Genomic DNA, 22,337 nt, shown 5'->3' on the forward strand with positions numbered 1-22,337 from the left:
TACTTTCTTTTTTATTAACATTTCGCCCCACAAAGTTACAAGGTTTTACTATTTTTAAGGGCTAATAGCTAGTTATGTTTTTTTTCGGACACGTTAAATCTTTGCCAGTGGCTTCAGTTTTTTAGCTATTGCGCTGTGTTGGCTACTGTGCTACAAGGAACGTATAAATTGCTTTGTTTTCAGTAAGAACAATTTCTGAAATTTGATGACCGATACACTAATCCTATCAAAAAAATAATCGTTGAGTAGATTTTCAAAATTCTTTACCGGGCAGCGCACCAAGGTAATTCTTGCCGTATTGCTCCCACTTCAGTTTTATGGTATTAAGTTGTTGCGCTATTTTCCTGAATTTGTAGAAACCTACTACAGCCAAGGCTTGTTTCCTATCCTCTCAACAATCAACAGGTACCTGTTTGGGTGGATACCGTTTTCCATAGGCGATATTTTTTATATCCTCATTGGGCTGCTGGCCCTACGGTGGCTGTATAAAAATGTTAAAAGATTGCGGTACGAGCCCGTAAAGTTTGTGGTAGATATTGCCGCTACCGTCTCGCTGGTATATTTCTTTTTCAACTTGTTATGGGGGTTTAACTACTACCGGATGCCCTTGCACAAAACTTTGGGACTGGAACGTGATTATACCACCGAGCAACTCCTGGCCACCACCAAACGCCTTATTGCAAAATCCAACGCACTGCACCGCGAACTGGGCTATAGGGACAGTACCAAGATTGATCTCCCCTACTCCCAACAGGAGGTGTTTGCCATGAGCGACAACGGCTACAAAAACCTTGAGGGCCAATTCCCACAACTTGCGTACCATCCCAAGAGCATAAAAAAAAGTGGGTGGAGCCTAGGACTTACGTATATGGGCTATAGTGGGTATTACAATCCATTTTCGGGAGAGGCACAGGTAAACAACTTGATAAAAACCTACAAATTTCCTGTGGTGAGCTGTCACGAACAAGCACACCAGATAGGCTATGCCGCCGAGAATGAGGCCAATTTTATCGCTACCCTCGCCACGCTAAATAATGATAATACCTATATAAAATACTCTGGCTACATCTTTGCGCTACGGTACTGTGTAAACGAGCTGGCACGAAGGGATATGGCACTGTACGAGGAGCTGTTGCCCACCATAAATTTTGGTATTTTGGAAAGCTACCGCGAGATGCGAGAGTTTTGGGACAGCTACCAAAACCCTTTTGAAACGTTCTCCAAGGCCTTTTGGGACCAGTTTTTAAAGGCCAACAACCAGTCCAAGGGCATTATGAGCTATAGCTATATGGTAGCGCTGGTGGTAAATTATTTTGAGGAGGAACCTTTTTAGGGTGTTTTTTAAACCAAGCAGGTTTTGGTATTTTTAGCCTAAGAAATGCCTGGGATACCTATGATAAATGTTGTGATATAACTAGTTATGTGTAATTATGAAAAAAATATTGTTCTTTTTAATTATATTTTTGATTTTAAGTTGTAAATCAAGCAATTCCTTAAATCAAAAAGTTGAATATGAAGTTATTCAAGTACCGATTGTACAACAAAATGATACAATAATATCTAACGAGCTTCGGTTTTACAAAATTAGGTCAGCCAATAACTCTATGCAATTGATGTATGATAATTTTGGTAAATGGGACATGACTTTAGCGGGAAGATATCAAGTAAACGTCCCACAATTAGTTTGGGAGAATATTAATTTGATAGATGGTGATGAAGTTTATAATATTTCGGCTAGTGGAACTGAAACAGAAAATGAATTTTTCTCTTCGTTTATAATTCTCAACGAAAAGGGATTAGATATGCTTTCCGAGACAAATCAAAACAGACAACTGATTATTGAATTTTTTAAATCTAAAATGAAAGAATTAGGTAACTCGAAAAAATTTTATTCTGTCTATCGGACAAAATAACTACACATAACAAAGCAAAAGGTCCATTGCTCTGCGTATCCTAATCGGATACGACTCGCGGGCGGGCAATGCGGGAAAATCTACGTAACTTCGTCTTAAGGTTCCGCAACGGAACCTTTTACTAAACCGCTGTGCACAATTTTGAGGAGCGACCTGCGAAAAACAATAAATGGAGATATATAAAAGGGTTATTGAACTAATTGATACAAATCTGATTTTCTGTCTGATTCCAATAATTCTGACATTGATTCTTGTCGAACTGATTTTTAAAAACCGGTTTGAAACAAAAAAAGTGTTGAATTTAATTTGCTGGATCATTGTTTTCTACACAATAACCACGTGGACTTTCTATCTAATTGGAATGGCAACAACTGAAAATCCAGATGAATATGCATTTGTCAACAGAGCTACTGGACTATATGCTTGGGCTTATTGGGTCATGTTTTTATCTGCTTTGATTTTACCTTTCACTTTATTGATTAGAAAATTAAGGAGAAAATTTTGGTTCGTGCTTTTAGTCACTTTAGTAATGAAAAGTGGATTTTATTTTGAGCGCTACGTAATTATTGTTACCAGTTTCCATAGAGATTATCTTACTGGAAATGGAAGTCCAGAATACACGAATTCATTGACATATGGACTTGGAATAATATTCCTTCAGGGTATAGTTATCGCTATCCTGACTTTAGGAATATTTGAGATAATGAAACAAAAAAACATAGCCCCACAATAGATTGATTAAAAAAAGCGCTTCTAATTAATGAGTACTAGACAACCTACCGGGAGTTCCACCCCCAAAGAACAACAAACATTAGCAACGAGTGATACTTGGCGTTGGTCACAAAAACTAATTCTATTCATAGTTTTCTCTTTAGTGGTAAACCATTTAACAACTCGCGATAGTTTTCCAGGTAGTGATCGGTATAGGTTCCCCATAGAAGGTTTTCTGTCGTCTATTGCGTTATGTATACTCATTGGAACTATTGCTGAACTTAATTTTAATTTTTACAAGAAAAAGTATTTCTCTAAAAAAGTTGAAATCGTATCTATCTCATGGTACATGGTCACAACTCTTGGGTATGTTACTGCCATGTATATTCCTTTAAGTGTTTTACTAAATAAAATTGCGGGTGGAGAAACAGAGTTCTATTATTTATTAATTGGCCTGCTAATTACCCTATTATTGAGTTTTATCCTCATAAGTTTAGCGTATGCACAGGACATTTATAATTTATATAGGCTTTCCATTAAAGATGCTGAGATTACTATTGAAAGCGGTGCAAAAACAACCAAGCTTACCTACGGGAACATTGCGTGTTTTTACAGCGAAAACAAAATTGTATATACAGTTCAGAACGACGGTACCACCATTACCACCGATTTTACTTTAAATGAGCTCGAAGAAAAAATAAACGATCAATTGTTTTTTAGAGCCAATAGGCAAATGATCATTCATAAAGATGCGGTAGACCAAATTGAAAAGATTGAAAATGGAAAGTTGCGTGTTCGATTAAAAGCTTCCGTTGAAAATGATGCAATTGCCGAAATCAATATAAGTCGCTATAAGCGAAAAGCATTTATGGCTTGGTTTCAATAGAAGATGCCAAAGAATTACCGACTATTCAGTTATAGATTTACTACCATTCAGTAAAAGCATACGTGTTTAAAGGGGTTTTCAAGGATTTTGTCCATTCATTTGATAAGAATTTAAAATCAATCAACAATGAACAAGTTGAGCTTACGCCAAATAGTAATTCCATTAATCACCATTGCGATCATCTGCTTTTTATGGTTTGGACCAATTCGCATACCTTACATAGAAAATATCATCATTTCTATAGTAATCATTATAGCGAATTACATAGAATACAAAGGGAAACCATTTTCAGCACTTGGATTCCAACGTAAAAAATTCACATTCAAAAACCTCCTCGTACTTGCTCCATTGGTTGCAGCGGGACTTTTTGCTTTGTATGTATTTATATTGGTCCCTGGAATTACAAAAATTACAGGAGCACCAATAGACTATTCAAGTTTTGATGAACTTGTAGGTAACCTTCCAGCCTGCTTAGTCGCTCTGGCATTGGTATGGGCTACTGCCGGTTTTGGAGAAGAAATTATTTTCCGCGGTTATTTTATGCGACAGTTTGTAAAATTCTTTGGAGAGAGTAAAGTGAGTATTGTGCTCAATATTGTGCTTCTGTCTTGTTTTTTTGGCTTTATGCATAGTTACCAGGGAATTACGGGGCAACTTGTTACAGGAGTTGTTGGAGCGCTCTTGGCCCTGATATTCTACGTACGCAAATACGACTTATGGTTTGTTATTGCTGTACACGGCTTTTTTGATACCCTTGCTTTAATTTGTATTTACTTTGGCTTGGCATAATGATACCTAAAAATAATATCTACACCCTGAGTTTACCCGATACAATACGTGCTTTTGCACTTATTGAGGAATACCTATGCAAGAAAACAAAGATTAGTGCTTACAGGGAAAAACCACAGCGGGTAACATTCGTCCTTAATTAAATTCCCTAACTTTATACAAAATTGGTAGAGCGGATAATTACGTAGTAGCGGCGCCTAGTGTCCTCCTCTCACTAAAAAACTAAATAGAGGCAGGTAGCTATTTAGCACACTAGTGTTTCCCACTTTTACTACCACAAAATGTAGGCTTGCCAAAACTACCCCAAAAAAACTGCCCCTCATTTATAAACCCCTTATAGCAAATTGACGCAACCAATTGGAAAATTTAATCTCTTCTTTAAAATAAAAAATCATAAAATATAGAACTTTAATCGTCCTAATTGTATTCATTGGCCTCACTTCTTGTGACAGTGATGATGACAACGTAAATAGCAATGCGGTAAGTTGTGATTTTGAAACAATAATCAATGCTGATCTATACACAAACGCCCCCAATGATGAACTATCAATTAACGAGGCAACTATTATTGGTAATTGTTTACAATTAACGTTTAGTGCAAATGGTTGCGACGGCAGTTCCTGGGTGGTGAAATTGATAGACTCTGAGGAAATTTTTGAATCATTACCTGTTCAACGAAATTTAAGACTTTCATTAGAAAATATCGAAGCTTGCACGGCAGTACCGACCAAAACTTTGACTATTGACATCTCTGAATTACAGATACCCAATGAAAATCAGGTCTACTTGAATATAACCAACTCTGGGGATCAAATTCTTTACGAATATTAAAAAACGTGCTATAACAAACAACTCAACCAATAATCTACCACGACGTCACTACAAATCTTAATGCCTTGTTAAACCAGTCTTAATATTTTTAAAAAACCATCTTGGTGTAGTATCTTCACAGAGCAATAACTTCAACCAACAAAAGATGGAAAAAAGATTTTTATGGGTGCTGGCATTTCTTAGCATTTCCATAGTCTCGGCACAAGAGTACTTCCCCAACAATGGCGGGCTAAAACAAGAAAACACCAACTACACGGCACTCACCAATGCAACGCTGTACATCACCCCCACAAATGTGGTAAAAAATGGCACACTGCTCATTAAGGATGGTAAGGTAGTGGCCTCCGGGAAAAGCGTCAATATCCCAAAAAATGTTGTAAAGATAGATCTGGACGGGATGTATATTTATCCCTCTTTTGTAGATCCCTATACAGATTTTGGAGTAGAAAAACCCGAGCGCGAAAGAGCTAGGGGTCGTGAACCACAGTACGACGCCTCCCGTGACGGTTTTTACTGGAACGACCATATCATGCCAGAGTTCGAGGCAATTTCGGCCTTTACATACGATAGCAAAAAAGCCAAGGAATATCGGGAAGCTGGCTTTGGTACGGTGAACACCCACAGGATGGACGGTATAGCCCGTGGTACCGGGGTGCTGGTAGCCCTTAATGACGAGGATGGCGCAGGAACCCGTATCATCAACGATAAGAGTGGACAATATTATAGTTTTGAAAAAAGCGTGGCAAGCCGCCAGTCCTACCCTACATCTCTTATGGGTGCTATGGCACTGCTCCGCCAGATGTACCACGATGCCGCTTGGTACGCAAAAGGCAACAGCGACACCAAGGACCGCTCGCTAGAGGCACTCAACGCCAACAAGGCCGTAGTTTCCTTTTTTGAGGCGGGAAGCAAGGACAACAATGTGAGAGCCGATAAGATTGGCGACGCCTTTAATATTAATTACGTGATCGTAGGCGGGGGCAACGAATATGAAATGATAGATAAGATACAGAAAACCAACGCCCGCTATATCATCCCGCTGGACTTTCCCGAAGCTTTCGACGTGAGCGATCCCTATTCCCAAAAATACATGAGCCTGGCAGATATGCGCGATTGGAACCAAGCGCCCATGAACCCCAAATGGTTATCGGACAAAGGCGTAGAATTTTCATTGACTACCTTCAAACTGAAGAAACCTTCAGAATTAAAAGAAAACATACAAAAAGCCATCGCTTATGGCTACAACGAGACCAAAGCACTACAGGCATTGACCACCATACCTGCTTCTTTCCTGAATGCTTCAGATAAAATAGGCACGCTACAGGAAGGACGATATGCCAATTTCCTTATTACCTCTGGTCCTATCTTCAATGCTGAAACCACTATTTATGAAAACTGGGTGCAAGGGCAGAAAAACATCATCAACACCAAGGATCTTAAGGACATCCGCGGAAATTACAAGATTACGGTAGGCGGAAAATCCTACGATGTAAAATTGAGTGGTGATATTTCAAAACTGAAATCGGACGTAAAACAAGGCAGCACTACCTATCCTTCAAAAATTGACTACAAGGACAATTGGGTAAGCTTGAGTTTTACCAATGAAAAGACCAAAGAAGTATTCCGCACCACGGGAATCATCCCAAAAACCGACCAAAATTTTTACGGCCGCGTGGTATTGCCCTCCGGAGCCGAAGAAGAATTTACCGCAGTAAGGCAGTCTGGTGGGGCCAACGGCAGCAGCAAAGATAAAGACAAGGTTAAGAAGCACGAGATAGTACCCCTAACCTACCCCAACGTAGGCTACGGATTTGAAAAGATACCACAATCACAAAACATACTTTTTAAAAATGCCACCGTCTGGACGAGCGAAGAAGCTGGGATTCTAGAAAATACCGATGTACTTGTTAAAAACGGGAAGATAGCTGCAGTTGGTAAAGATTTAAAGGCTGGTGGAGCAACCACCGTAGATGCTACCGGCAAGCACCTCACTGCAGGGATTATAGACGAACACTCGCACATCGCTGCTTTGTCCATAAACGAGGCCGGGCATAATTCCTCAGCAGAGGTTTCCATAGAAGATGTGGTAGATCCAGAGGACATCAATATTTACCGTAACCTGGCCGGAGGGGTAACCTCTATTCAGATACTGCACGGTAGTGCCAACCCAATTGGGGGACGTTCTGCAATTCTGAAATTGAAATGGGGCGAGGATGCCGAAGGGTTGATATACGATAACAGTCCCAAATTCATAAAATTCGCCTTGGGTGAAAACGTAAAACAGAGCAACTGGGGCAGCAATGTACGCACCCGTTTCCCACAAACAAGGATGGGGGTTGAGCAGGTGTACATCAACTACTTTAACCGTGCCAAGGAATACGATGCCAAGAAGAAAGCAGGAAAACCATACCGATACGACGAGGAAATGGAAGTGCTTGCTGAAATTTTAAATGGCGAACGCTTTATTAGTTGCCACAGCTATGTACAGAGCGAAATAAATATGTTGATGAAGGTGGCCGAACAGTTCGGTTTTAAAGTGAACACCTTTACCCACATTCTCGAAGGGTACAAAGTAGCCGACAAAATGAAACAGCACGGTGTGGGCGCCTCCACCTTTAGCGATTGGTGGGCCTACAAATTTGAGGTGAACGATGCCATCCCCTACAACGCAGCAATTATGGCAAGCCAAGGATTGGTAGTAGCCATAAACAGTGACGATGCCGAAATGTCCCGCAGGCTCAACCAAGAAGCTGCAAAAGGTGTGAAATACGGCGGAATGAGTGAAGAAGAAGCTTGGAAGATGGTGACCATAAATCCAGCAAAATTATTGCACTTGGACGACCGTACAGGAAGCATCAAGGAAGGAAAAGATGCCGATTTGGTGCTGTGGAGCGACCACCCACTTTCAGTATATGCAAAAGCTGAAAAAACCCTTATCGATGGCACGACCTACTTTGATATTGAAACCGACAAAGAAATGCGCCAAAACATACAAGAGGAGCGCAACAAGTTGGTCAAGCTTATGCTAGACGAAAAAGAAGCTGGGGGCAATACCCGTTCTCCCAAAGGAAAGGATAAGATTCATTTTGAGTGTGAGACCATACACTAATAAAATTATTAACACAAGAGACATGAAAAATTATATATATACAATCATTTTATTGGTTTTTGGAGGGACGGTTTTCGCCCAACAAACCCCGGCCCCAAAACAAACCGAAGTAATTACTATAGTTGGCGCCACGGCCCACGTGGGCAATGGGACCTATATTGAAAAAAGTGTGATTGTCCTAGAAGATGGAAAGATAGCCGCTATTGGCACCTCAGAGGTAACACCACGGGGAAGAGTGATAGATGCCCATGGAAAGCACGTATATCCGGGTCTTATAGCACCCGCAAAATCATTGGGACTGGTAGAGGTAAATGCGGTTAGGGCGAGTAACGATCAAGACGAAGTGGGGGAATTTATCCCCAACGTACGTAGCCTAATAGCCTATAATGCCGAAAGCAAGGTGGTAGAGAGTATGCGCCCCAACGGAGTGTTGCTAGGACAAGTGGCTCCTCAGGGTGGTACCATAAGTGGTACATCCTCTATTGTTCAGTTCGATGCTTGGAATTGGGAAGATGCAGCCATAAAGGTGGATGATGGTATCCACTTAAATTGGCCCAACAGCTTTAAGAGAGGTCGCTGGTGGCTGGGCGAAGAAAGAGGCTACAAACCCAACAAGGATTACGCAGAGGACATCCAAAAAACAGTAGATTTTATATTGAGTGCCAAAGCCTATGGCAACGGAAAAGCTGGCGAACAACCCAACGAATCCTTTAAGGCAATGCAAGGCCTCTTCGAAGGTTCCAAAAAACTATATATCTACGCAAACGGCGAAAAAGAAATAATAGATGCTGTGACCAACACCAAGGAAAACGGTGTAAAACACGTAGTCATCGTTGGAGGATATGAAGCCCATAAGATTATCCCCTTCTTAAAAAAGAACAACATTCCTGTGCTGGTACAACAACCACACGCCCTCCCCTCCCGCGAGGACGATGATTACGATATGGCTTATAAACTCCCCAAGATACTTTCAGAAAGTGGTTTGCTGGTGGGGCTACAAAACGAGAGTATGAGCAATTTCCAAACACGTAACCTTCCTTTTTATGCCGGACACGTGGCCGGGCAGGGATTGGACAAGGAAAAAGCACTACAAATGGTTACTGGGAATAATGCTAAGATTCTGGGGATAGACGACTCCTACGGAACCTTAGAGAGAGGGAAGAGCGCAACACTCTTCATTAGCGAAGGGGATGCATTGGATATGCGTACCAATATCTTGACACACGCCTTTATCGATGGTAGGGAAATTTCCCTAGAGACCCACCAAACCGAGCTGTGGAAGCGCTATATGGAAAAATATAGCAGGGAGTAAGCTGAACAAATTTTAGAGAGGTTGTATAAAAAGTAGAAAAATATTTGTCAGGTTGAGCGCAGTCGAAACTTTTTTTAAAAACTAATACGTAAAAGTCCTCGACTGCGCTCGAAGAGACATCGTTAAGTACTTTTTATACATCCTCGTTCGTCCCAACTCCTTAATCTTTAACTCCCCAACTAAATAAAATGAAACCCGCTACAGCCGTACAAATCCGTAAGGAACTGAAATTCCGCTCTAAGGAAGAGCTAGAGCAGTTGTGCTTGCGGTTGTCCCGTTTCAAGAAAGAGAACAAGGAGCTCCTTACCTACCTGCTATTTGAGGCAGACCACGAGGATAGTTACGTGGAAGAGGTAAAGGATTTTATTACCCAACAGTTCAAAGAAATACCCGCCACCAATTTTTACCGGACCAAAAAACGCATACGCAAGATACTGCGGGAGACCAAGAAGTTTATCCGCTATTCTTCGGTAAAGGAAACAGAGGTAGCACTGCTGCTTCACTTTTGCGATGAGATGATTCACTATAGCAATAGTGTTAAACGTAGCAAGACCATGCTTCAGTTGTATGAAAGGCAACTCGCTCTAATTGAAAAGAAAATAGCTGGATTGCACGAAGATTTGCAAATGGATTATATTTCAGAATTAAAAGAGTTACCAAGACACAATCTCTAAATTTTCAAAAAAATGATCACCATATACCACAACCCACGTTGCAGCAAGTCCAGACAAGGTCTTGCCATTCTTGAAGAAAGCGGAAAGGAATTTAAAGTAGTAAAATACCTGGACACGCCACTTTCCGAGGCAGAAATTTCAGAAATCATTTCAAAGCTGGGTATCTTGGCCGAGGAACTGGTGAGGAAGAACGAAGCCGTCTGGAAAGAAAACTACAAGGGCAAGCAATTGAACGAGGGGCAAATAGTTTCGGCAATGGCGCAACACCCAAAACTAATAGAGCGCCCAATAGTTGTAAAAGGAGCAAAAGCTGTGCTAGGTAGACCTCCAGAAAACATCCACGGTATTTTATAATTGTATGGTTTTTATTTAACAAAACTTTACATTTTCTCGCCTAAACCCAATTGTATTTTCGCAGTCTAAACCCGAAACAAAACTCATGAAAATACATATTGTCCTGGTAGCACTACTTAGCAGTAGCTTTTTATTTGCACAAAATACCATTACCGCAAAAGGTAAGGTCCTAGAGCAAGGTACCAATTACCCACTAGAATATGCAACCGTTTCGTTTGTGGACCCCGCGGGGAAAACTGTAGAAGGTGGCATAACAGATATGGATGGAAATTTTGCAATTGAAATCCCAGCCGGGACCTACACCGTAAAATATGAGTTTATTAGTTATAAAACTATTGAAAAACCCAACCAAAACCTCCAAAGCAACACTACACTGCCCACAGTATACCTTTCTTTGGATTCTGAAAGTTTGGACGAGGTAGTGGTGCGCGCCGAGACTACCGAAGTACAGGTACGCCTAGACAAAAAAGTATACAATATAGGAAAAGACCTTACCACCAGTGGTGCCACCGTGAGCGATGCCCTGAACAACGTACCTTCGGTTACGGTAGATGTTGAAGGAGCCATTGCCCTACGTGGAAATGAGAACGTACGTATTTTAATAAATGGAAAACCCAGTGCCATTGCAGGCTTTGGAAGCACCGATGCGCTTAGACAGTTACCTGCTGAAGCCATTGAACGTGTGGAGGTGATTACGTCCCCTTCGGCACGTTACGATGCAGAGGGTACTGCAGGAATCCTGAATATTATCCTAAAAAAGGAAAAAACATTGGGGCTTAACGGTTCCGTACAGGTGAATCTGGGTGTCCCGCTAAGCAGTGGGATTACGGGCAATATAAATGTTAGGACCGATAAGTTCAATATATTCAACACCACAGGTATTCGCTATCGGGAGTCGCCCGGAAATGCGCTTTTTGAAACACAGTACCTTAATGCAAATGCCTCCAATCCGCTGGTTATTGAAGATAGAGATTACGACAGGTTGAATAGAGGTTTCAACACCAATTTAGGGATTGAGTATTTTTTGACTGAAAATTCATCGATTACAGCTTCAGGATTTTTACGCCTGGGAGACGATGAGGATTTAACCACAAACTTAACGAGCGAGTTTGATGCCGCCAATGCCCTTGCCGTAATGCGTAGCCGTATTGAGACTGAAACCGAAGAGGACACCAGCCTTCAGTTTTCATTGAACTATGTAAACAATTTTAGCGACGATGGCCATAAACTTACTATAGACCTTCAGGCCGAAGATGATAGGGAAACCGAAACCTCGTTGATCGACGAGTTCAATACCTTTCCAGCCACAGCATTGTTGCCTTCAGAATTTATTACCCAGAAAGAAGACCAAAACGAATATTTGGTACAAGCAGATTATGTGCTGCCCATAGGCGAAAATGCGCAATTTGAAGCAGGCTACCGAGGCACTTTCGAAAAGACCACCACAGATTATCTATTGACCGAACAGTTGGAAACCGGTGGTCCTTTTATAAGAAACGACAGCCTCTCCAACGTGTTTGTGTACGAGGAGAACGTAAATGCACTGTATACCCAATACGGGAACAAATTTGGGAAATTTTCGTTTTTACTTGGCTTACGTCTGGAAGATACCCAACTTATAGGTAACGTAACAGGCGAGGACATTACCACCAACGACGATTTTGACGTAAATTTTGACAATAGCTATACAGAGTTGTTCCCAACTGTAAACTTGGTATACGAACTGGGAGAACGTGAAAACGTAACCTTGGGCTATAACAGGAGGATAAACAGACCTAGAGGATTCTTTGTAAACCCCTTCCCCTCCCGTAGCAGCGAGGCCAATGTATTCCAGGGAAATCCCAGCTTGCGCCCCGCCTTTGCCAATGCGTTTGACCTTGGATACCTTAAGCGTTGGCAAAAACTAACACTTACCTCTTCTATTTACTATCAGCGAGAGACCGATGCTTTTGAGCGTGTGAGCGAGGACACTGGAGAAGTAACATCTAACGGAGTACCTATCATCAGGACCATCCCTATTAACCTTGCAACAAATGAACGCTATGGTTTTGAGGCAGGCATACTTTACAACCCTGCAAAATGGTTACGTTTAAATGGTAGCTTTAATCTTTTCCGTTTCAAGACCGAAGGTTTCTTTAACGGTGTAGACTACGGAACAGTGAACAACAGTTGGTTTGCTCGCGGAAGCAGTAAGGTTACGCTCCCTTCAAAAATCGATTGGCAGACTACGGCATTTTATCGTGGCCCTAGAAATGATGCCCAGTCTGAAACCGAAGGGATACTGAGTATAAACCTGGCTTTCAGTAAAGATATTATGGACGAGAATGCAACCATAGGCTTTAACGTAAGTGATCTATTCAACAGCAGAAAGCGGATTACCCACACCGAAACCGATTCGTTTATTTCCGATAGTGAGTTCCAATGGAGGGAGCGACAGTTCAACCTAACATTTACCTACCGTTTCAACCAGAAAAAACAGAGACAGCGTGGTGGCCGTGACAATGGGGACTTCGAGGATGATGGTGATTTTGGTGGATCTTAAAGGAATCTAGGACCTCTAGTATTCCTACACCTTCAGAGGAAGGAGGATTGATAAAACAAAAAAAAGGAGCCCACATGGAGCTCCTTTTCTTTTATGTATTTATAGGGTTATAAATTTTCCTCTCGTTCTTTTCTTTTCGCCTCACGTTTCATTTTGAAGTTTTCTATCAAGGCACCACCAATCCAATACGGGATAAAAGACACCAAAAAAATCATCAACCAAAACCCGATGGTCAAAATGGTCAAGAATGCTAAAAATCCTAAGTATTGGTCAAAGTCGAACATAACGTGTGTCTTTTTGAAATGATGAGGCAAAGATAAAAAGGTTTTTTCAGAAAAAACAATAAAACTTTCCTATTTATAAACAACAATTAAACAACCCTGCGCTTTAAACACCCTTACCAATTTTGTATTTTTGCAACCTAAAATATACCCACAATGGAATACCGAATAGAAAAAGACACCATGGGCGAGGTAAAGGTACCCGCCAATAAACTTTGGGGCGCCCAGACAGAGCGTTCCCGCAATAATTTTAAGATTGGCCCTGCAGCAACTATGCCGCTGGAAGTGGTGTATGGCTTTGCATATTTAAAGAAAGCGGCCGCTCACACAAATTGCGAACTGGGTGTTCTCTCTGAAGAAAAAAGAGACCTCATTGCTACCGCCTGTGACGAAATTTTAGCCGGAAAACACGATGAGCAGTTTCCGTTGGTAATCTGGCAAACAGGTTCTGGGACACAGAGTAATATGAACGTAAACGAAGTAGTTGCCAATCGTGCCCACCAATTGGCTGGCAAAACCATTGGCGAAGGCGACAAAACCCTACAGCCCAATGACGATGTAAACAAAAGCCAGTCCAGTAACGATACGTTCCCAACCGGAATGCACATCGCTGCCTACAAAAAAATTGTAGAGGTTACCATTCCCGGGGTGGAGCAATTGCACAGAACCCTTGTGAAAAAATCGGAAGATTTTAAGGACGTTGTAAAAATAGGCCGTACCCACTTAATGGACGCTACTCCCCTCACCTTGGGCCAGGAATTTAGTGGGTATGCATCGCAGCTCGATCACGGATTGCGGGCTTTGAAAAATACCTTGGCACATCTTTCTGAACTTGCTCTGGGAGGAACCGCAGTAGGGACCGGCATCAATACTCCAAAAGGATATGCCGTAAAAGTTGCAGAATACATCGCAAAGTTTACCGAGCTCCCTTTTGTTACCGCAGAAAATAAATTTGAGGCCCTTGCGGCCCACGATGCTATAGTAGAAAGTCACGGGGCATTAAAGCAATTGGCCGTTTCCTTGAACAAAATCGCAAACGATATTAGAATGCTGGCCAGCGGTCCTCGTAGCGGAATAGGAGAGATAACCATTCCCGCGAACGAACCAGGTTCATCTATTATGCCCGGAAAAGTAAATCCCACGCAATGTGAAGCATTGACAATGGTATGTGCCCAGGTAATGGGTAACGATGTTGCCATAGGCGTTGGTGGTATGCAAGGACACTACGAACTCAATGTGTTTAAACCTGTAATGGCGGCCAATATCTTGCAGTCGGCACAACTTATTGGCGATGCCTGTGTTTCGTTCGACGAGCATTGTGCACAGGGAATAGAACCAAATACCGAAGTGATCCAAAAAATGCTGAACAACTCTTTGATGTTGGTTACCGCACTGAACACAAAGATTGGGTATTACAAAGCTGCCGAAATTGCCAATACTGCGCATAAAAATGGAACCACCCTAAAAGAAGAAGCCGTAAACCTAGGCTATTTGACAGCCGAAGAATTTGACGCTTGGGTAAAGCCTGAAGATATGGTTGGTAATAAATAATTAGACCTTTTTCTATTTTAGGACTCCTATTTAACGATAGGAGTTTTTTTATAATAAATCTTAAACTTTAAAAAAACCTATATTTTATCGATTAAATGCAAAAAAGTTAGTTGAAATGTAAATTTTATGTATATTGGACTACCCAAATTTATAAAACCTACTAACTATGAGACTACTATTTCACCCCGCATTATGGTGTCTTTTTCTTGCATTTTTCTTGGCTCCCTCGTGTATCCAAGCCAAATCTAAACCTATTGTTTTAAAAACTAAAAATGCTGATTACGAGTATTTTAAACATATTTCCAACAGCAAAGAAGCAATTTTTACCAATGCAACTACTGCTAATAATCTTTCGACAAATGCAACCATAATAAACAGTCCCAATCTTGTTGGATTGAATTATGTGACACATTATGAAAATGCTTCGTTTGAAGAAAATTCCTACAATTATTCTAAAGGTTCTGCTGCCGCTGAAACAGAATTTTCAGAAAATTATCAAACATTACAATATGTAGCCTCAACAGATACAAAAACATCTTTTCTACAAGGCTTGTACTATGGATTTGCCTGTATGGTGTTGCTCATAAACCTTGTGTGTTATTTTATATTCGAAGAAAAACTATTCTTTTTCTATTCAGTTACGCTTGTAGGAATTACCTTGGTGTTCTTCTTTAACGATGGGCTACATAACCTATTTGGCATCCCAGCGCCCAGCAACCCATTTTTGGTACAATCGTTATTGTTATGGTTTGCTATGGGTAGTAGCGCACTGTTTGCGGCCAATTACTTGAGTCTCAAAGAATTTTTTCCAAAATTAAAACTAGTAACCTACCCCCTTATTGCAATAGGAGGTTTGCTTACTGTGGTAGCGTTAGTTACCAATAGTGTCGTGCTTGCATACACAGCAAACTTTGTGTCTATATCGGTTTTAGTGTGTTATTTTGGGGTGAGCGTGGCGTTGTTCAGTGGAAAGAACTATGCTAAGTTTTATGCCATAGCTAGTTTTATCCCCCTGCTTTTTGCTGTCGATTTCTTTATTCTGAAAAATCTTGGTGTACACTTCCTCTCTACAGAAAGTATACATATTAAAATTGCCGGATTGGTGGAAATGCTCATACTTACCTATGCTATTGTATACCGTATGCGTGCCATTAAGGAAGAACACGAGATGCGCCAGACCGAAATGCGTATTTTCCTAAAAAGACAAGAAACGTTGAACAGACAGAGCGCCATAAAATTAATGGAGGACGTCTATCTAGAAAACCTTATCATGCACTACGACCTGGACGGTCTGGAAATAAAATTATTACAGTATATAAGCGAGGGCAAGGAAAACCCAAAAATTGCCCGCAAGTTAAAAATCACCGAAGCCGATGTAGAAGAACTTACCAAAGAACTCTATCAAAAACTAGAGATCGGGGAGCATGTACAGGAAGATTACCGCCTATTGGACAGCCAACCGGATTATCTTTATAACTAAAAAAATAACGTATATTGGAAAGGATGGCTATTTGGCTATCCTTTTTTTATATAGTACTTCTTGTATTTCAAGTAAGAAACCCCACTCAATATCACAAAAAAGGCAACTAGATAGTAAACAAAAGTAGGTGTCACCGGTACATCACCACTGGCGTAGCTGTGTAATCCAGTGAGGTAAAAGTTCACCCCAAAATAGGTCATCATGATACTGGCGTATGCAAAAATGGAGAATACGGCAAAGGTCCATTTACCACGCAGCCCCGGTACCAATCTAGCGTGGATTACAAAGGCATATACCATTATACTAATGAGTGCCCAAGTTTCCTTTGGGTCCCAACCCCAATAACGCCCCCAGCTTTCGTTGGCCCATTGTCCGCCTAAAAAGTTTCCTATGGTGAGCATTACCAGCCCTACAGTTAGCGCCATTTCAGTAATGATGATAAGCTCTTTTATGTTTAGGTCCATTTTGGGTTTGTTCTTCTCATTGGTCAATAAAATAAGCAACAAAATAGTGGTTCCCAAAATCATTCCAAGGGTAAACGGGCCATAGCTTGCCACAATAACCGCTACGTGTATCATTAACCAATAACTGTCCAAAACAGGCACTAAGTTGGCAATAGAGGGATCCAGCCAATTCTGGTTGGCCACCCACAAGATAATTGCTGCTACAAAAGCGGTGCTGGCAATGGTCAAATTACTCTTGCGCCCAAAGGCCAGGCCAAAGAATACTGTTGCCCAAGCAACGTATATGATACTCTCGTAGGCATCACTCCAGGGTGCGTGACCACTAATATACCATCTTGCAGCAAGACCAAGTGTCATTAGGACAAAGAAGGCCCAAATTGTGTATTTACAAACCTTTACAAGCGTGTTCAAGACTTTACCCTCCTTAAAAATCTGGAAGATGATAAACGTGAACATTAAAATTCCAACGAGGACAAAATATTTATAAAGCCTGTTAAAAATATCCACTTTATTATAAAGGATCTCAGCTTTTATCTTATTGTCGGAAAGCATCACTTCCCCCCCAAACTTATGCTGAAATTTATTGATTCCCTCCAAGAGTGCATCGGCCTGCGAATAATCTCCTGTCTTTCGTGCTTCCTGCAAACTCTGGAAATAAGCAGGGAGAATATTCCGAACGTTTGCTGCTTCTTCACCCGTAAAATTGGCTTCCCCCAATTCCAGATAAGACACCCATTTATTACCCGGGTCGTTAGGAACTGGGAAGATTTTTAGAATGCTTCCGCTCAAAGCCTGGTTCAGTAAGAATACATTCTCATAGGTTTTTACAAAATCTTTTTCAAACTGGTTAGGATTGTTTTTTGCAGTGGCTGCTTCCAGATAAGGATCCAACTTGTTCACGCCTTTTTCATCAAACAAATCCAACAGACTTATTTTTTTGGTATCAACCGGAACGCCCAGTACTTTTCTAATGCTATCGTTACCGCGTTTTAAATTTACCAAGGGTACTTCAACCCAAACACGTGGAAACTCTGTCATGGAAAGAAAAACCTGGTTTGCATCCAGACCTTCGTAGGTGTCATTTCGGCTTATTTTACGTAACAATTGGCTGGCATAGGTGTGTACGGGTTTCATACGGCCGTTATCCTGTATCACCAGCTCGGCAAACTTAGCTGCGTGTGCCTTGTCTACCACGTTTGCTTTTATAACACTATCTAATTGTTCTTTTTTAACCTTTGTATGGGCGTGGTTGGTTTGCTGTGCCTGCATTCCCAATCCAAAGAACAACACCAAAATAGCCGTTAGCCTTGCTTTTTTAGATTTTACATTATCCAGCATTCGCTTTAAGGAACCAAAGCGGGAACCCTTCACGAACAAGATGGCCATCAAACCTATGTATAATAGAAAATAACCTATGTAGGTAATCCAGGTTCCCCAAGCATCGTGATTCACGGAGAGGATGGTACCTTTCTCGTCTGGATCGAAACTGGCTTGGAAAAAACGGTAGCCCTTGTGGTCTAAAACGTTGTTCATAAACACCTCGGTATCGAAAAACTCGGTTTCGGAGTCGCTAACGGTAAGTTTGCTTTTAAAGGATTTATAGTTCTTTTCGGTTCCGGGATATTTTTCAGCAATAAAATCGCGAAGGGTGATGCTAAAGGGAAGTTCGTATTCCTTGCTTCCGTAGGTAAGATACACGTCCAAGCCATTCACGGTTACCTTTTTGGGGTCCGGAGCGGTTCCTATCCCGCCCAGCAATTCTATAGTCTTGGTTTCACCACCAGAGCTAACGTCCAATACAAGACCGCTCTTGTTCGTTTTTTCCAATCCTTCGGCCTTTACTATTCCTTGTCTTCCCTGTACTACGGGACTAGGGATTACAAATTGCATTTCGGCCAAGTTATAGAGGGAGCGCAATAGCAACGGCTGTACGCTATCCTTCACAAAAGGTCTGTGGAACTGGTCCATATTCCCCGTCATTTGCCCGGGTTGTATTCCTGCGGCACTCAGTTCTGCCATATTGAGATAGGTACCCTCAAAAGGTGAAGAAATACTGTAGCTACCGTCTTCCTTGTTATAGGTAATATTTACGGCGCCTTCGGTAGGGTTGTTCAGTGCGAAAAGAATGTTGTGGATATTGGCTACTTGTCCCATTTCCAGCCAATGGTCGTGTTTTTCGCCGCCTCCACTTTCAACTATTTTCAGGTATTCTTTACCATCTACTTCGGTTACGAGGCTTTCCTTGGCGTTATCTATAAAATTCTGATACGTTATGGTAACGGGGGTTCCGTTATAGTCGGTTGTAATGGTAAAATTGTTATCCAAGCGTTCAGAAAGATTCATTTTCCTGGGTTCCAGCACACGGCGTTGTGCAACGCCATCTACCATATAGTCACCATCGATAAACGTAGTGAGGTAGGCGTGTTCTGAAAGAAACGTATTTTCCGTAGCGCCTTCCCGTATGCTCATTCGCCCTTCGTACCCAATGTAACGGGTAACAAAAGCCCCGACCAAAATCAAGATAAAGGATAAATGCAGGGTAAGTGTGGCCCATTTCTCCTTCTTATACAATCTGAAACGGAAAATGTTCCCCAAAAAATTGATCACAAAGAACACCATAATGGCCTCAAACCACCATGCATTGTAAATGAGCTCTCGCGAATAGGGCGTTGGTGAAGTCTCAGATGAAGCATCCAAGAATGTTCCTACGGCCATGGCGACGGCAAAAACAATAAAAAGAACAGCGGTAAGGCGAGTAGAAAAGAGGAAAGCGGCCAATTTTTTTTGCATCGGGCAAATTTTTTGCAAAAATAACGAAAATCTGAGGCTTAAGTACCGTTTCTAAAATGAATTTAATTACAAAATAATCTGCTGGTTTTAGAATTTGATTTTTGGAATTTATGATTTCAAAAATCTGTTGCGTACCTTCGCTCTATGACAACGGTAGTACTCTTGGGCTTCGGTAATGTAGGACAGCACCTTTACAAGGCATTCAGTGCTTCTGAAAAGGTGAAGGTAGTGCAAATCTACAACCGGAACTTTATAGAAACCCTCCAAATCCCCCAATGCCAGGACACTTCAAAACTTGTTGAGGCCCATGTATACATCATTGCCGTTCCCGATCAGGCAATAGGTAACCTTTCCGCAGTACTCCCATTCAACGGTAGGTTTGTGGTGCACACCTCGGGCGGCGTGCGTATGGATGTCCTTTCAGAAAACAACAAGCGTGGGGTGTTCTATCCACTGCAAACTTTCAGCAAGGATACAAAAGTAGATTTCAGCAGTATCCCTATCTGTATTGAGGCGGAACAAAAAACCGACCTAGCATTGCTGAAGACCATTGGAAGCGCAGTTTCTGAAAAGGTGGTGGAAATTTCTTCAGAAGAAAGAGAAAAATTACACGTTGCGGCTGTGTTTGTAAATAATTTTAGCAACCATCTGTACCAAATTGCAGAAACGATTACGAAGAAAAATGGGCTGGATTTCGATATACTGAAACCATTGATTACCGAGACTGCCCGCAAAGTACAACGCCTTCCCCCTGCCCAAGCACAAACCGGTCCTGCAAAAAGAAACGACAAGAAAACAATAGAAAAACATTTAAAACTGTTGAAAGACAGTGAATACGGGGAGTTGTATGAGAAGCTTACCGAATCGATAAAGAATAGTGGTTAGTGCGTCGGGCAATTGTATTCCCCATAGCAATAGTACGCAGTAGACTATATGGTTTAAATTAAATAATACTATGGAAAAAAGTTATAAAGAATACCTCAGCAACATTAAAGCCTTGGTTTTTGACGTGGACGGAGTCCTTACCGATGGTACCATACAAGTGAATACCCAAGGCGAGTTATTCCGTACGATGAATATAAAGGATGGATATGCCCTAAAAACCGCTGTGGACCAAGGATTCCATATTTGCATTATAAGCGGTGGTTCCAACGAGGGAGTTCGCAAACGCCTACAGGGACTGGGAATTACCGATATACATTTAGGAACCCACCAAAAGACCGCTACACTAAAACAATATTTAAAGGATAACAACCTTACCCCCGAACAAGCACTGTACATGGGCGACGATATTCCGGATTTTTATGTCATGCAGGAAGTTGGACTGCCCTGCTGCCCTCAGGATGCCGTGCCAGAAATCAAGGAACTCAGCAAATATATTTCCCACAAAAACGGCGGTAAAGGTTGTGTGCGAGACATTATTGAGCAAGTGTTGAAAGTACAGGGTAAATGGATTTCTAAAAAATCTGTGAGTGCCAAGTACGATTAATGGAAGTACCCTAAACAAATTCCAAAAGTGGCGTACCTAAAAATCATCAGACCCAATAATTTGCTGCTCCTACTGTTGGTGCAGAGCATACTCAAATACGGTTTTTTGGAGCCTTTGGGGATCCCACTGGCAATGAGTGGTTTTGGTTTTGGTCTGCTGGTCGTTGCCACGCTCTGTATTGCTGCTGCGGGTAACGTTATAAACGATATCCAGGATGTAGGGATAGACACTATCAACAAACCGGATAACGTACTCGTAGGTCGTAAAATTTCAGAAAAAACAGCTTATACCTTTTATATAGTGCTCAATATCCTGGGAGTAGTAGCAGGGTTCGTACTGGCCAATAGGTTGGGGCATCCTGGCTTGGCAGCGGTTTTTATCATTATCTCGGCACTGCTCTATAGTTATGCACTATACTTGAAAACTATTCTGTTGGTGGGAAACCTAACAGTTTCATTTTTGGTAGCGATGGGGCTTATCGTGCTAATCATTTTCGACATGTATCCAGCCATCACAACAGAGCTGATGGACTCACAGAACATGGCAGCCAAAACCATCCTTTGGTACGCTGGCAGTGCCTTTTATCTCAATCTTGTTCGTGAGATCGTAAAAGATGTGCAGGATATAAACGGCGATAAAAAAGGGGGTCGTAATACCCTCCCCATCCTTTTGGGCAGGAACCGCGTGAGGAACATTCTATTTGTATTGGGCGTTTTTATGCTATTGGCCATTCTTTGGTTCGCGTATGATTTTTTATACCAGTTTACTTGGGTAGCAGCCTATTTTGTTTTTTTAATAGCCGCACCAGTTCTCTATTTTTGCATCAAGGTATTTCATGCTGAAAGTGCTACCGATTACAAAATGTTGTCTACAGTTTTAAAATTAACAATGTTCACGGGAGTATGCTCACTTCCCTTTTTTGCTGAAATTTTAAATTTTTGATATTACGTTAAGAAGCAAGATCAAGAAAAACCCGAAAACCCACAACCCACAACAGACAACCCACAACAGACAACCCACAACCCACAACCGACAACCGAAAACCGAAAACAGACAACCCACAACAGACAACCCACAACCGAAAACCGACAACCGAAAACAGACAACCCACAACAGACAACCCACAACAGACAACCGACAACCGAAAACCCACAACCCACA

The 22,337-nt window shown here is 41.5% G+C and carries 17 protein-coding genes; 15 read left to right on the forward strand and 2 right to left on the reverse strand.

The genetic code is table 11. The features are described 5' to 3' along the window. Window positions 1-241: 241 nt before the first annotated feature. The 10 genes from C8D94_RS10835 to C8D94_RS10880 all read left to right on the forward strand — a co-directional run bounded on the left by C8D94_RS10835 (window position 242) and on the right by C8D94_RS10880 (window position 13,121). Window positions 242-1,333, forward strand: a complete 1,092-nt coding sequence (locus tag C8D94_RS10835; protein WP_245946280.1) for a DUF3810 domain-containing protein — start codon at window positions 242-244, stop codon at window positions 1,331-1,333. A 97-nt stretch (window positions 1,334-1,430) separates the two neighbouring features. Beyond that, the gene (locus C8D94_RS10840; protein ID WP_115123956.1) at window positions 1,431-1,913 is read left to right on the forward strand and encodes a hypothetical protein; all 483 of its coding nucleotides are present in this window, start codon (window positions 1,431-1,433) and stop codon (window positions 1,911-1,913) included. A gap of 169 nt (window positions 1,914-2,082) precedes the next feature. Next, window positions 2,083-2,646, forward strand: coding sequence for a hypothetical protein (locus C8D94_RS10845; protein WP_115123957.1), 564 nt, complete (start codon window positions 2,083-2,085; stop codon window positions 2,644-2,646). A 27-nt stretch (window positions 2,647-2,673) separates the two neighbouring features. Next, window positions 2,674-3,510 carry a LytR/AlgR family response regulator transcription factor gene (locus C8D94_RS10850; protein WP_115123958.1) on the forward strand — a complete coding sequence of 279 codons (837 nt, stop codon included), beginning with the start codon at window positions 2,674-2,676 and terminating at the stop codon, window positions 3,508-3,510. 126 nt (window positions 3,511-3,636) lie between these two features. Further along, the gene (locus C8D94_RS10855; RefSeq protein WP_115123959.1) at window positions 3,637-4,299 is read left to right on the forward strand and encodes a CPBP family intramembrane glutamic endopeptidase; all 663 of its coding nucleotides are present in this window, start codon (window positions 3,637-3,639) and stop codon (window positions 4,297-4,299) included. Window positions 4,300-5,275: 976 nt separating this feature from the next. Continuing rightward, the gene (locus C8D94_RS10860; protein WP_115123960.1) at window positions 5,276-8,239 is read left to right on the forward strand and encodes an amidohydrolase family protein; all 2,964 of its coding nucleotides are present in this window, start codon (window positions 5,276-5,278) and stop codon (window positions 8,237-8,239) included. Between the two features lie 22 nt (window positions 8,240-8,261). After that, window positions 8,262-9,551, forward strand: a complete 1,290-nt coding sequence (locus C8D94_RS10865) for an amidohydrolase family protein (protein ID WP_115123961.1) — start codon at window positions 8,262-8,264, stop codon at window positions 9,549-9,551. A gap of 188 nt (window positions 9,552-9,739) precedes the next feature. Continuing rightward, window positions 9,740-10,225 carry a hypothetical protein gene (locus tag C8D94_RS10870; protein WP_115123962.1) on the forward strand — a complete coding sequence of 162 codons (486 nt, stop codon included), beginning with the start codon at window positions 9,740-9,742 and terminating at the stop codon, window positions 10,223-10,225. 12 nt (window positions 10,226-10,237) lie between these two features. After that, window positions 10,238-10,579 (forward strand): arsenate reductase (glutaredoxin), encoded by a 342-nt coding sequence (gene arsC, locus C8D94_RS10875; RefSeq protein ID WP_115123963.1) that lies wholly within the window; start codon window positions 10,238-10,240, stop codon window positions 10,577-10,579. 85 nt (window positions 10,580-10,664) lie between these two features. After that, window positions 10,665-13,121 (forward strand): TonB-dependent receptor domain-containing protein, encoded by a 2,457-nt coding sequence (locus C8D94_RS10880; RefSeq protein ID WP_115123964.1) that lies wholly within the window; start codon window positions 10,665-10,667, stop codon window positions 13,119-13,121. Window positions 13,122-13,228: 107 nt separating this feature from the next. On the opposite strand, the gene C8D94_RS15190 is transcribed toward C8D94_RS10880, so the two are convergent. Beyond that, window positions 13,229-13,435: a hypothetical protein gene (locus C8D94_RS15190; protein WP_147278541.1), complete on the reverse strand. Its 207-nt coding sequence runs from the start codon at window positions 13,433-13,435 to the stop codon at window positions 13,229-13,231. 123 nt (window positions 13,436-13,558) lie between these two features. Here C8D94_RS15190 and fumC point away from each other — a divergent pair, with 123 nt between their 5' ends. Together fumC and C8D94_RS10890 are read left to right on the forward strand one after the other, a co-directional pair. Next, window positions 13,559-14,953, forward strand: a complete 1,395-nt coding sequence (gene fumC / locus C8D94_RS10885; protein WP_115123965.1) for a class II fumarate hydratase — start codon at window positions 13,559-13,561, stop codon at window positions 14,951-14,953. 166 nt (window positions 14,954-15,119) lie between these two features. Further along, window positions 15,120-16,433, forward strand: coding sequence for a 7TM diverse intracellular signaling domain-containing protein (locus tag C8D94_RS10890; protein WP_115123966.1), 1,314 nt, complete (start codon window positions 15,120-15,122; stop codon window positions 16,431-16,433). Between the two features lie 35 nt (window positions 16,434-16,468). On the opposite strand, the gene ccsA is transcribed toward C8D94_RS10890, so the two are convergent. Continuing rightward, the gene (gene ccsA, locus C8D94_RS10895) at window positions 16,469-19,687 is read right to left on the reverse strand and encodes a cytochrome c biogenesis protein CcsA (protein ID WP_115123967.1); all 3,219 of its coding nucleotides are present in this window, start codon (window positions 19,685-19,687) and stop codon (window positions 16,469-16,471) included. A gap of 144 nt (window positions 19,688-19,831) precedes the next feature. Here ccsA and C8D94_RS10900 point away from each other — a divergent pair, with 144 nt between their 5' ends. The 3 genes from C8D94_RS10900 (at window position 19,832) to C8D94_RS10910 (ending at window position 22,118) form a co-directional block, all read left to right on the forward strand. Further along, on the forward strand, window positions 19,832-20,572 hold the full coding sequence (locus C8D94_RS10900; RefSeq protein ID WP_115123968.1) for a Rossmann-like and DUF2520 domain-containing protein: 741 nt from the start codon (window positions 19,832-19,834) through the stop codon (window positions 20,570-20,572). A 70-nt stretch (window positions 20,573-20,642) separates the two neighbouring features. After that, on the forward strand, window positions 20,643-21,176 hold the full coding sequence (locus tag C8D94_RS10905; RefSeq protein ID WP_115123969.1) for a KdsC family phosphatase: 534 nt from the start codon (window positions 20,643-20,645) through the stop codon (window positions 21,174-21,176). A gap of 27 nt (window positions 21,177-21,203) precedes the next feature. After that, a complete protein-coding gene (locus tag C8D94_RS10910; RefSeq protein WP_115123970.1) occupies window positions 21,204-22,118 on the forward strand; it encodes a geranylgeranylglycerol-phosphate geranylgeranyltransferase in 915 nt (304 codons plus the stop codon). Window positions 22,119-22,337: the final 219 nt, after the last annotated feature.

It is taken from the genome of Marinirhabdus gelatinilytica (genome assembly GCF_003353425.1).
Taxonomy (GTDB): domain Bacteria; phylum Bacteroidota; class Bacteroidia; order Flavobacteriales; family Flavobacteriaceae; genus Marinirhabdus; species Marinirhabdus gelatinilytica.

What these genes read in the sequence shown, in the direction of transcription:
- C8D94_RS10840 (WP_115123956.1), top strand. Translation starts at nt 1,431, where the DNA reads ATGAAAAAAATATTGTTCTTTTTAATTATATTTTTGATTTTAAGTTGT.
- C8D94_RS10845 (WP_115123957.1), top strand. Translation starts at nt 2,083, where the DNA reads ATGGAGATATATAAAAGGGTTATTGAACTAATTGATACAAATCTGATT.
- C8D94_RS10850 (WP_115123958.1), top strand. Translation starts at nt 2,674, where the DNA reads ATGAGTACTAGACAACCTACCGGGAGTTCCACCCCCAAAGAACAACAA.
- C8D94_RS10855 (WP_115123959.1), top strand. Translation starts at nt 3,637, where the DNA reads ATGAACAAGTTGAGCTTACGCCAAATAGTAATTCCATTAATCACCATT.
- C8D94_RS10860 (WP_115123960.1), top strand. Translation starts at nt 5,276, where the DNA reads ATGGAAAAAAGATTTTTATGGGTGCTGGCATTTCTTAGCATTTCCATA.
- C8D94_RS10865 (WP_115123961.1), top strand. Translation starts at nt 8,262, where the DNA reads ATGAAAAATTATATATATACAATCATTTTATTGGTTTTTGGAGGGACG.
- C8D94_RS10870 (WP_115123962.1), top strand. Translation starts at nt 9,740, where the DNA reads ATGAAACCCGCTACAGCCGTACAAATCCGTAAGGAACTGAAATTCCGC.
- arsC (WP_115123963.1), top strand. Translation starts at nt 10,238, where the DNA reads ATGATCACCATATACCACAACCCACGTTGCAGCAAGTCCAGACAAGGT.
- C8D94_RS10880 (WP_115123964.1), top strand. Translation starts at nt 10,665, where the DNA reads ATGAAAATACATATTGTCCTGGTAGCACTACTTAGCAGTAGCTTTTTA.
- fumC (WP_115123965.1), top strand. Translation starts at nt 13,559, where the DNA reads ATGGAATACCGAATAGAAAAAGACACCATGGGCGAGGTAAAGGTACCC.
- C8D94_RS10890 (WP_115123966.1), top strand. Translation starts at nt 15,120, where the DNA reads ATGAGACTACTATTTCACCCCGCATTATGGTGTCTTTTTCTTGCATTT.
- ccsA (WP_115123967.1), bottom strand. Translation starts at nt 19,687, where the DNA reads ATGCAAAAAAAATTGGCCGCTTTCCTCTTTTCTACTCGCCTTACCGCT.
- C8D94_RS10900 (WP_115123968.1), top strand. Translation starts at nt 19,832, where the DNA reads ATGACAACGGTAGTACTCTTGGGCTTCGGTAATGTAGGACAGCACCTT.
- C8D94_RS10905 (WP_115123969.1), top strand. Translation starts at nt 20,643, where the DNA reads ATGGAAAAAAGTTATAAAGAATACCTCAGCAACATTAAAGCCTTGGTT.